This window comes from uncultured Endozoicomonas sp. (genome assembly GCF_947495845.1).
Taxonomy (GTDB): domain Bacteria; phylum Pseudomonadota; class Gammaproteobacteria; order Pseudomonadales; family Endozoicomonadaceae; genus Endozoicomonas.
On sequence record NZ_CANMAO010000024.1, the window covers coordinates 49,191 to 61,399 of the forward strand.

Genomic DNA, 12,209 nt, shown 5'->3' on the forward strand with positions numbered 1-12,209 from the left:
TGAGAGGTAACATCGTCGGTAATTCTGAAAGAATTACCGACGATGTATGACGCGAATATGTCGGCAACCCTGCAGGTTACTGACCTGCATTATATAAAGGCCTAAAGATCAAAGAGCATTCTTAAAAATCTGCTCAATTTCTGCCTGAGTGCCCTGCCTTGGATTGGTCGCTGCACAGGCATCTCGTAAAGCATTGATGGCCATCAGAGGAATATCTTCTGCCTTAACGCCAAGCTCAGAAAGCCCACCTGGCACACCCACTTCCAGCAGCAATTTACAGACTGCTTTTATGCCTAGAACAGCAGCATCATGGGCATCCATACCATATACGTCACAACCCATATAACGGGCGATGTCAGACAATTTCTCAGCACTGGTAGCCAGGTTGTACATCATGACATGAGGAAGCAGCACCGCATTACAGACACCATGCGGCAAACCATAAACGCCACCTAACTGGTGAGCCATGGCATGCACATAACCCAAACCACCACTGTTAAACGCCATGCCCGCCATGTACTGGGCATAAGCCATTTGTTCTCGAGCTTCCCGGTCAGCTCCGTCTTTTACGGCACGGGGCAGGTATTCCGCCACCAGCTTAATAGCTTTACTGGCTACCGCATCGGTAACCGGGCTGGCACTGGACGACAGAAACGCTTCAACCCCATGAGTCAGTGCATCCATCCCTGTTGCCGCCGTCAAACTGGCAGGCATTCCCAGCATTAATTCCGGATCATTAATCGCAATGGCTGGCGTCACATTCTGATCAACAATGGCCATTTTAATATGGCTCTGCTCATTGGTTATGATGCAGAAACGAGTCATTTCAGATGCAGTACCGGCTGTCGTATTAATAGCGACCAGTGGCAGACAAGGGTGTGTGGATTTATCCACACCTTCGTAGTCCGCCACTTCGCCGCCATTGGTTGCCAGTAATGCAATGGCTTTGGCGCAGTCGTGGGGTGAACCACCGCCAAGGGAAACGACAGCGTCACACTGATGACGATTTAAGATGGAAAGCCCTTCACTGACATTGGTCGTTGTCGGGTTTGGCTGCGTACCGTCATAAACGACCGAAACAATACCTCTGGCAGAGAACCGGTCAGTCACGGAGCCAACCAGTCCGGTTTGATTCAACACCGCGTCTGTTACCACCAGAACTTTTTTACAATTCAATGATTTCAGACGCTCAATGCCCTTATTCAAACAACCAAAGCCCAGAAGGCTTTGACGAGGCATGATAAATTCATGCCCTGCAGACATTGCTTGTGATGCAAACTCAGCTACTACAGCAGAAGGATGCTCATTACCGATCGACTCATTACCAGCAGCCTCATCATTGCGACAAACCTTGATGCCCAGATCACGAGCCTTATCCAGCGCACCCGGCGATAAAATATAGCCCGGTTGCAGATAAAGCGTATTCCCCTGACAAAATGACTGCAGGTTTGACTCACGGATCAATTGCTTTTTCACCGCATTACCCTAAAAGTTACTCATTAAATTCTTTGCTTTTCAGACTGCTGCCAGAGCACCTCACCACCGGACTGCCTGGCAACCACTCTGGCCAGAACAAACATTAAATCCGACAGTCGATTGAGGTACTGCATCAGCGGCGCATTAATCTCTTCACCCGCTTCTTTAGCAGCGATCACTCTGCGTTCAGCTCTACGGGAGATGGTTCGCACCATATGACAGTTGCAGGTCAGGCGGGAACCACCAGGTAGAATAAAATTTGTCAGTGCTGGCAAATTGTCGTTTAATTCATCCAGCAAATGCTCAAGATCCGTCACAAAGGATTCCTGAATCAGCTGATAGCCCGGCATAGCAAGCTCGCCCCCCAGATCAAACAGCCGATGCTGAATGTTTTCCAGGGGCTTTTGTAGTCGATGACGCATGATCTGAGCCTCTTTCAACTCACTGATCAGCAGCCCCATCCAGGTATTCAATTCATCAACAGCGCCGATGGCTTCTATTCGGGCATGGGCTTTGGATACCCGTCGTTGGTCGCCCAGCCCGGTGGTGCCTTTATCCCCGGTTCGGGTGTAGATTTTGGACAGTCGGTTGTGTTCCTGTTCTGACATCTCTTTTGACATAAGAAAGCCCTCAATACCCAAACACCAATGTTTTCACAATCACAGGCAATACCTTGCCATCCGCCAGTGGTTTGCCAATATCAATGTAGTCACCGTCTTTGACGGTAATGCTGTCGATGCAAATCACGTCTTTGGCGTCGTTCAATTCGTTTTTACGCTTTAAGAGCGCTTCGATGCTTTGCCCAAGCACCTTACCAATGTCTTCTTCCACAATCACAATCAAAGGTTGTGGCAACTGAATCATTGCCTCCATGCCTTCAATAATGATGGCCGCCAGTTCCTGCACATATTGAAAGTCAGGATTCTTTGCCCCCTGAAGCGACAGTGCGACGTGTTGAGAGCCGGTTTCCAAATCAAACCAGGACAGCTTTTCCCGAATCGTGGCTGCCAGCTCTTTGGCAGGAAGCCCTTCGTCTTTCGTTGTCAGGCGTAGGGCAGGCACGTTTTTGATGGGGAAAACATCCCTCGAGAAATTGATGGTGCTACCGCTGATATCCGTGGCATGGGAGCCTGCACCAATCACCGTCGCTCGAATGGTCTCTACCGCATCAAAAACAGACAACTGCGTAAAAAGCGGCGACTGACGTATAGCACGACCAAGGAGCACACCCAGATCACCATACTGATAATCCGTTGCCGAAGGTTCCTGATCATACACATGAACGGCAACACCGCCAGAAAAACAGATCTGATCCAGCTGATAATTTCGGTGCAAATTACTGGTACCACGACCGACCAGAAATTCAAGATCCGCACTGGCCGGTTTCAGCCCCATGACTTCTTCAAGAATGGCGACCATTCGATCAACAATGCGATCAATCTGGTTGCGGTTCAGGTGATCACCCACTGTCACCGGCATACCCATGCGACGGGTCATCTCTGACCATTTTTCAGAAATGTAGGTAACTTCTGTACCGCCCTTTTCAAACTTGATCAGACGACCACCAATATCCAGACAGGTGGTATCGATCACTTCACCCACATCGTAAGTCGCAATGTTGGTCGTGCCGCCACCAATGTCCAAATTAGCGACAATGGTGTTCTTATCGAATGACTGCTTTGCTGCACCCGCACCTTTACCAGAAATAATACTTTCCAGATCCGGCCCTGCGGTTGCGACTACGAAATCGCCAGCCAGAAGGCTTAAAGCATCAGCAACTTGTCGTGCATTTTCTTTACGGGCGGTTTCACCGGTAATGATCACGGCGCCAGTATCAATATCTTTGGCGTTTATGCCTGCCTTGATAAATTCCTGCTCCATGAGCTGACGCACTTGATCGGCGTCAATCATCGTGGGCGATAGCAAAGGCGTTAAATACACCTGACTTCTATAAATAACTTCTCGGTCAACAATCTCAACTTTGGGAATCATCGCTCCCGGAGAAACGTTCTCCAAAAACATTCGGGTAAACACCAACTGCGTGGTTGACGTACCAATATCAATGCCGGCACTGAGAATTTCTTCGCGCATGGCTGCTCCGTTGTAGAGGCATCTGCTTGAGTTTGTCCATTTTGAACTATGGCAGAATAGATAAACTAAAACAGACGTATAAAAAGAGTGCTGCCACGAATGACAACACTCTAAGGAGAATTAAGCGTGCTTGGCGTTCATAGCAGCCTTTGGCTCTGCCATGTCTTTCGTCACCAGAATCGCGATAATCAAAGCAGTCACACCACCCACCAGCTTACCGGCAACCATGGCAGCGATCATGTCACTGTTCACAGCGGCAGTGAAGCCCAGGTGATCACCCAGTGCGAAAGAAGCACTGACGGCGAACGCAACGTTGATGATCTTGCCGCGGTTATCCATGTCTTTCAGGATGTTGAACATGGCAATGTTGTTTGCCAAAGTAGCAACCAGGCCTGCAGCCGCAGTCTCACCCATACCAATCGCACGACCCATCGCCATCAGCGGCTTGTTCAGCTTGGTAGTGATGAAGTGAACCATTGGGAACGCACCCGCCAGAACAATAGAGATATGACCAACAGTGGATACGCCGTCAGAAATGGGCGCCATGCCTGGAATCACAACAAAGCCGGTCAGCGTTTCAATCACGATAGCCGCCAGACCAATGGTGATCAGAATAACAACACCCTTACCGAAGACTTCGAAACCACGAATCATGGCAGCAGGTGCAATTTTCAGACCCGCAGCAATTGCCCCGGCAACTACAACAATAGGCAACAGGTTTACAACGATCATGCTGACGTCATAACCAGCGATCAAACCGCCTACCAGAGAACCAACAGGAACAGTGGTCAAACCAATCAGAACGCCACGAGCCAGATACTGAGTATCTTCTTTGCTGATGATGCCCAGTGCCACTGGAATAGTGAACACGATGGTTGGTCCCATCATGGCGCCCAGAATCAGGCCAGAGAAGTTGGCGACGTCAGCATCTGTTGTCATTGCCTGTGCCAGCGGATAGCCACCCATGTCGTTAGCCAGCAGAGTACCAGCGAACATGGCTGGATCAGCACCCAGAGCTTCATAAAGCGGAGAAACCAGCGGGCTGAGAACGGTGTTCAATACAGGTGCCAGTGACACAACACCAATCATGGCCAGTGCCAGTGCACCCATGGCCATAAAGCCTTCTTCAAACTTCTCGCCGTAACCCCAGCGGTTACCCAGAATTTTATCCACGGCGCCCAGCACCATGAAACCCACCATTATGTACAGAATAATGTCGTTAATACTCATGACTTCCTCGCAACTGCAACAACTGATACCAACCGACCTTTCTAATTACGCGATTGCGCTGGTGATATATACCCGTCGCCTTTCAAGTTGCTACTTTGTTGGCAGCGTTCACTCACCCCGATCACCTACTATTTGTAAGCTCACGGGGATTCACTCACTTGCCGCCGCGTAGCAGCTTGAAATCCTTTGGGTATAAGCACCTGTCCTACGTTGGAACTCCTCGCAATAGCCCTGCTATTACTCGTCATTCCGCCTTGTCCTGGCGCTTATATCACCATGCTCATGTCGGCACTTAGAAAGCACGATTGGTATAATGATTCTGAAATGACAGCCGGAAGACGGGAAAGTTCATGGTTTCCGAGCGGCGTATCAGTTGAAGGAAGGCTACCAGTAGCTCAGGAGAGGGATAATGACCTGACGCAAGTCATCCAGCATTCAATTAATTGACCCTAATCAATAAAAATCAGGACACCATAACCTCTCGTTTTTTCAAAAGAGCTAAAATTTTGAACTTACTGCTTGGTAGATGGTCTTAGGTAAGTAGATCATTGAATACTTGAAAGGAATACTGTATCAATTCAAAGGTTAAACATTCTCTCCTTACTAATATTTTTTTGATTTACTACCCATCACAACAAACTATTTGAATATATTGATTTCGCCATGCTAGAAGCTATAAACACTATTCTTTCAAAACTTGATACCGTGGAAGAAGATGGTTTCTTCTTGAATGATGAAGAAAAAGCGCTTTATTCTTTTAAAGGGAGAGTAGTGGGTATTGAAAATTATACCCTTATCCCCAAGGGTATGACCGACCTCAATAAAGATACAAAATCTGTCTATGAATACTTTAAAGATCTTCATGATCATGGCGTTAAAAAAATTAAATCTCTCCCTATGCTTCTCACAAAGCCGACTCTATCAATTGAAAAAATACGAAGTATTGTAAGCAAAAACCTCACAGAGATTCAGCTGGAGGAATCCGATAAGAAAGCGTTTTTTGTAGAAGTCATTACCGATAAAATTATATCAGATTACTCGATCAGCCACAGAGATAATAACAACTCTGACAACAGCCAAGATATTTTCCAACAATCAGAAGATGAGATCATATGCTTTGCAAGGGAAAGTATCTCTTGTATTTTTTATAAGTTCACCAAAACCTATTATCAGGAACACTACACTCAACCTAAATTTGATTGCAGCCAGTTGCCACATTTAATAGAGCTCGTTACCAAACATGATTCTAAGGCTGAAATCGATACCGTTGAAAACCTAATAAAGAATGGTCTGCTTCAGAGACCCTCTAGATTACTGTATCGGGGCGGTAGTTATTATGAGCAAAACAGGGCTAAAACCCACAAACTAGGCAACCCCGCATTTAATATCGAGAATGTAAACCAAGAGTGCACTCAATGCGGCAAAGGCCTGTACACCTCGGAAGATGTCTCTGTTGCTAAAGGGTACATCCCACATAATGGCGGGCTCATGATAGAAATCACGACCAGACAGAATGGTAAAAACCTACAAATCGAACCAAGCACCTTCCCCTTCCATTTATATGAAAATTACAGGAACTCTGAAATTAATCACCCATTTATCGGGTGCACTCATCATCGTAGTAACAACCGACGCATATCGTTAATTAAAAAGCCGGAACTCATTGAGAAAATCAAAGTCTTCGACAAAACGTTAACAACCAAAGCAGCGCTTGTCTTTTCGCCCACTGAAATCGTGTCAAATCAATTCATACAAAAAACAGTTTTATCCATCCCCTTACACCAACTAACCAACCTACCCAATAAACTGGTAACAGATCACTTAAATGGTCAATCCTGTTTTTCTGATGTGTACCGATATTCAAAAGAATTAAATCCTGATATAGCATCTGCAAGAAATAAGAATACCGAAGCCAAGTATTACATCAAAAACATGTCAGGGCAGTACATCCGAGTTAAGCCATTATTTTATGATAATGCTGATAACAATCGTCATTATGAAAATCAGATGTTTGCTATTACCTACGCTCCGCCTCGGCAAAGCGAATGCACCACCTCAGAATCAATTTATACATTACTTGATAATACGGAGGTTTACTCAGCTCGTGCTGCGATGGACACAGTTTCCACTTCTTCAACATCCAGAATCAGTGCACCGAAAACGGCCACACATACTAGCTTGTTGCAAAACGCCGGCGAGCCGTCTACCTCAAAAAGTACTTCTGCGAGTAACGACACACCTGCAAATACCAACTGTGATGTTTGCCTGTGTTCATGCGATAGGAATGACACTGCAAATATCAAACTTCCAAATGAAACCTTCAGACATCCGGACTGCCATACTCACGCCACTCAGGCTCTGAGCAAACCAACAGCCGAAGAGTGCATCGGCGGGCGTATGAGTTGGTCTATAGAAGATGCTCCGCACCTGTCACATATTGCTAAGGAGGATGAAGGTCAGGGGGTTATCGTTGTCGAATTTAACTTTGAGGCTCCCGCATCATTCGGAGGTAGACCTATCGTTAACCGCTACAAGGACTTTACACACTACATGCCAAATTCCGTTAGGGGGCGTCAGTTACTCGAGTCACTAAAAGCAGCCTTTTCTAAGGGGAAAGTAGTCACACTGGATATTTCACACACGACTAGCAGGTATGGACTTTGCTTCAATCTCCATTTAAAAACAGATGAGGTCAGGGGTGGGAGTCACGGGTATCCCTGTTCAACCTGGCATCAGGCTCTGGTAGAATGCCTGTTCGGCGTTGGGGTTAATGTCGATCTGGATTCCAATCCACCATTTCCAGAGCCTGGCTCTATTTCTAAACCCGTAAGGTCGGACTCTGATCAATAACGCCCTAACTTATTTTGTCAGGCTGTCATTATACCTAAGCTTAATCCCTTCATGTTTCAGCAAATCCCCAGCCAGAGGGGAAATAATGGTTCTCTGGCTCAACAAAATTTCTTTCACGCCCCAGTGCAAAAGCATCATCACATCGGCTTCTGAAATAGACTTCTGCCCTAAGAAGTCATGCACACGAATGCTACTGGCGGTTTTTGTAGACTCTACTTTGCTTTCACGAACCGCATCGGATAACCCCATGCGACTACCAAGAATCGCATTCAAGCGATTCCCCGCTGCCTTATTATCCATAATCTGCATCGCCCGCTCGGCAATCAGGGAGCCTGCTTCCATAGGAGGAATTCCGCCATAATAGATATTCGGCACTACGGTATTTTCAAATTCGATATCTTTAATCTTGCTGAATTCAGCCGCCTGCTGTCGTGCTTCCGGATCATCCAAACGGTAAACCAGATACCCTGAAAGACTACGGGAAGATTTGCCATCCGCCCCAGGCCTTTCCCCCAGCAACACAATCACCATTCTGGCATTGACTGTTTTGGCAATATCTTCAGAAAGTTTCACACGACCATGGGGCGCTATCATGGTTTGCCCAAGAGAATAACCATGGCTGCGTAAACCATCTTCAAGTACTGGTAACAGTTCATTAATGTTCTGATGCACCGCCTCGGCACTAAGCCCGTCGGTAATCAGAATCTGAATATCCCGGTTTTCTGCTTGCAGGTGACTTTTTGTTTTTTCACACAGGCGAGAACCCGCATCTGGATCAGCATGGTGTCGTTCAATATTATTGGCTTGAGAACGAATCAAGCGGAAGTCGATCTCTTCCAACTCATCAAATCGAAGCTTACTTTTTGCCGCCGCCCGGGCAACTGCAATATTCTGCTTTAATTTCCGATTCACATGGTTGGACATTCTTGGCCCGGCATTGGTGGTGCCATAACACATGGGTACTCGACTGATCAGATCTTTCCAGGCTTGATTGGATTCCGCAAAAATACCGGGATTGCCCCAGTTTGGACCACGGGCGATTTGCCCATCGCGGGACTCTTTGAAAATGCCTTTCTCCAAAGCCCAGTGATAAAACTCCGGTGACGGCTTCAGGTTATGGATTTCACGAATGGTCTGATCGTCATGCCCGCTGGTATCCGCATAAGCCAGCATACGATCCACGCCCATGTAGATATCCATAAAGTAGTTAGCGCCCGCTACGGTGAGCAACTCAACCGCAATCTCCTGACCTTCGCTGGAAGCATCCGCGTGAAGTGTAAAACAAGGGGACACGCCCATGGGCAGACCCATCACTTTGCCCATAAACAGATCCTGAAGATTGGCATAGATGATCTGCAAACTGTCTTTATGAGTTTCCGGGCCAATAAAACCCGTTACGCTGTTGACCATGCACGGGTCATAACGACGACATAAGCCGTACGACAGCGCCTCCGCTGTGGACATATCAATGCCGCAGTGCTTGCCGTAACTGATCTCACTGCCCTGCCCTGTCTCAAAATACATAAACTGATGTTTATTGAGAACGCCCTTTTCTTTCATCACCTGCCAGGCATGATCAAGATAAGGCACCGTCACATCAAAGGCTTCACGCAGAGTTGAATCTGTACCGGCCAGAGACTGAAAGAGAATCTCCAGTGGTGCACCTTCTTCCAGGCACGCCAACTGGGTTCGGATATGAGAAAGCACACACACCTGGGTTGGCGCACCTGTCTGGCGTCGTATTTTATCCAGATGGAGCAAGCAGGCACCGATGTTATCCACCGTGTCGTCTGCAGGGTTCAAACCAATCAGCAAATCACCATTGCCCATGGACAACCCCATCCAGGTCAGGGCAGTAATCGCATTCAAATCATCGGTGGGATGGTTGGGTTGAATTCGGGTCGATAATGAGCCCGATAAACCAAGGTGGGTTCGCGCCTGAGTTGCGCACTCAATTTTGCGGGCGTTGTACACCATATCGTGCACACTCATCAGCTTGGTTACCGCCGAGATCATCACGCCAGTCAAACCTTTACCAGCACGCTTGATCTGAGGGCCGGATGCTTTTTGAATCCAATCTTTCAACTCACCCACCGTCATCATGGCCATTTCATCAAATATGGCCAGATCAATGTCATAATTGACGCGCATAATGTCGTCTATCTCACCATGATCATTGGGCAATGGTCGATCATAGAAATGCTGCAGACTTAAATCGGATAAAATGGCTCGTGCAGCCTCTCGACTGACTTCAGTTTCTACCGCAAGATTGGCAATCTGATCACCGCTGGTATGAAAGCCTGCCGCCCCCAATAGTGCTTTTAAGCCAGTAAAGCTGAAGTCCTGCCCAATGACCCGAGTTCGGTAGATTTCATCCGTTTTGACAGAAGGAACCAGAATCTGGTCCAGAGGGGTCATCATGGGTTTGGGCATAGTTATTACTTCACCTTACAGCATCGCCTTACAGGACACCCGGTATGGTCTGGCATGATTTTAAATGGTGTTTGCTGATTTGATCAGCGATATCAATGATCATTTTTGTCAGAAAATACCGAGCCGTATATATGACTACAAATAGGCGAGAATTACATTCCGTAGAAATACGCGGTCTATGAATGGGTTAAGGAATTGTCACGAAATAACTCTCACATTTTACCAGATACCGTTCGGGCTGAGCTGTCGAAGTCCGGTGGCAACATCCTTCGACAAGCCTCAGGATGAACGGAAACCGAGTTCAAAATGGTCAAGTTATTTAAGGGGAGAGGTATTCAATTTCATCCCATCGTCATCCCCGCGAAGGCGGGGATCCACTGTTCGTGGTAGATTCCCACCTGCGTGGGAATGACGGGTGGCTGGTAAATTCTTTATTGCCTCTCCCCTAAGGATAAATCCTAAGCTTTTATACAACTTTCAATGCATACCGTAAAAGTAGACGGGAATAACAAAGTTTTTCACTTTTCCGAGACTGACAAAACCCGCCTTCCGATCGGGAACTTCATCAACCGCCATCAAATTGATAGGCAACTTTCCCCAACGGCTCGCATAACTGCCAATGGCCTTACCAAAGTCTTTAGGCACTAGCAGCAATAATGGCAACGCTTCGGGAAAGTTCACCGACTCGAGAACCGACGCAAAGCGTTCACCAAAAAGCTTCAACTCTTTAAAACCCGGGTAATTGTCATTCTTCAACATGATCCGAATGCAACCACCACTATTGGTTTTACGAGCCAGTTGAATAGACTGCGTAATACTCTCTTCATCCGCATCAAGCGCCAATCGTGCGACGATGGGCAGATCATTTACCGGTAGTTGTTCGGGGTTTGGCATATAGAGGGTGTTGCCGGAAAGCTCGGCACTGTGCAGAGCCAACCCATACACGGTCGCGCGTCCCTGATATTCCGGAACAAAGCGGGTCACACTGCGACTCAGAATCTCTGATTGTGCAATCCCCTTGCACAAATCAACACCCAGATCACCAAAGGCTGTGGTACCGGGTAACGATTCTGTCTGTGAGTATTGATAAAGCAACTCTCCAACACCACCGGAAAAAATGATGGCTGCACTTGTTGTTCTGCTTGCTGTCTCAGGAAGGTTCGCTTGAAAAGCGACCTGACACAGAGGCTTACCAACATCGGTGTCAAACCAGCCCTGATCTCCGGATACAATGGCTTCAAGCCCCTGCACATAGTAACTGACAATACGCTCAATGCTTTCCGGGCTACATTCCTCACCAGGCCGAAGCACCAGATTCAATTGCTTCAGCAGTTGCTCACCATGGTTAGATATCTCAAGCAGGCGATAAGTCCCCGGCTCAAACTGAAAATGACGGGCACCGATGTAGTAGCTGCCGGATGATAGTACATTGCCGTCTATGCCAAGAGCAGGATTAGTGGTTCCACCGCCAATATCCAGGTTAATCACTGGCACTTCCGCATTAGCCCGGGAAAGTTTCAAACTATTCCCCATAAATGCCAACCATGACTCCATGCACGGGTCATCTGCAGTTGCGACGATGGCATGACTCACCTTCTCGCGGACGGAACGGGCAATGATGTGTGCGTTTTCTTTTTCTGCCGCGAGTCCGGTAACAATAGCACCGCCGGAGAAAAGCTGCTCCGTATCAATACCACTTTCAAGAAGCCAACGGTCGATACACTGATCAATACGTTCCGGGCACAGCTTGCCATGTTCAAATGGCGTCAAAATGGCTTTTGATCGGTAGAGTAACTCCGGCTCGCCCAGCTCCATTCTTTCGCTGACCGGATTGCGCTCAAGATGTGCGCAGGCAACCATGGCCCGACTGGTCGTGGAACCAAAATCGAGACCAATCATCAGGACGGATTGATTACCTTGAAAGTATCTAAACATGAAAGGAACGAGATAAGTAATGGCTTAACAACAGGTTAACTGACAATTACTTTACTTCAGAGTTTCTAAATACCAAACAGATTTTAGCCACTTTATAGCCAGTATTTTTCACCTCTGAACTCGACTTTAGATTTTCCATAAAACGGAAGTTTGGTCAGATTGCATAATTTCAAACAAACCAACATCGACGAACT

General features: G+C 47.2%; 7 protein-coding genes. 1 reads left to right on the plus strand and 6 read right to left on the minus strand.

Features of this window, described 5'->3' with window-relative positions; all coding sequences use genetic code 11:
- Window positions 1-108 precede the first annotated feature (108 nt).
- The 4 genes from Q1B11_RS15185 to eutH form a co-directional block, all read right to left on the minus strand.
- Window positions 109-1,263, minus strand: coding sequence for an iron-containing alcohol dehydrogenase (locus tag Q1B11_RS15185; protein WP_366139476.1), 1,155 nt, complete (start codon window positions 1,261-1,263; stop codon window positions 109-111).
- A gap of 236 nt (window positions 1,264-1,499) precedes the next feature.
- The gene (locus tag Q1B11_RS15190) at window positions 1,500-2,096 is read right to left on the minus strand and encodes a cob(I)yrinic acid a,c-diamide adenosyltransferase (protein ID WP_299734174.1); all 597 of its coding nucleotides are present in this window, start codon (window positions 2,094-2,096) and stop codon (window positions 1,500-1,502) included.
- 10 nt (window positions 2,097-2,106) lie between these two features.
- A complete protein-coding gene (gene eutA, locus Q1B11_RS15195; protein ID WP_299734175.1) occupies window positions 2,107-3,567 on the minus strand; it encodes an ethanolamine ammonia-lyase reactivating factor EutA in 1,461 nt (486 codons plus the stop codon).
- Window positions 3,568-3,687: 120 nt separating this feature from the next.
- The gene (gene eutH, locus Q1B11_RS15200) at window positions 3,688-4,797 is read right to left on the minus strand and encodes an ethanolamine utilization protein EutH (protein ID WP_299734176.1); all 1,110 of its coding nucleotides are present in this window, start codon (window positions 4,795-4,797) and stop codon (window positions 3,688-3,690) included.
- A gap of 663 nt (window positions 4,798-5,460) precedes the next feature.
- Here eutH and Q1B11_RS15205 point away from each other — a divergent pair.
- A complete protein-coding gene (locus Q1B11_RS15205) occupies window positions 5,461-7,647 on the plus strand; it encodes a hypothetical protein (RefSeq protein ID WP_299734177.1) in 2,187 nt (728 codons plus the stop codon).
- A gap of 9 nt (window positions 7,648-7,656) precedes the next feature.
- Here the strand turns inward: Q1B11_RS15205 and eutB are convergent, their stop codons facing one another.
- Both eutB and Q1B11_RS15215 read right to left on the minus strand, forming a co-directional pair.
- A complete protein-coding gene (gene eutB, locus Q1B11_RS15210) occupies window positions 7,657-10,080 on the minus strand; it encodes an ethanolamine ammonia-lyase subunit EutB (protein ID WP_299734178.1) in 2,424 nt (807 codons plus the stop codon).
- A 477-nt stretch (window positions 10,081-10,557) separates the two neighbouring features.
- Window positions 10,558-12,015, minus strand: coding sequence for an ethanolamine ammonia-lyase reactivating factor EutA (locus tag Q1B11_RS15215; protein WP_299734179.1), 1,458 nt, complete (start codon window positions 12,013-12,015; stop codon window positions 10,558-10,560).
- Between the last annotated feature and the right edge of the window lie 194 nt (window positions 12,016-12,209).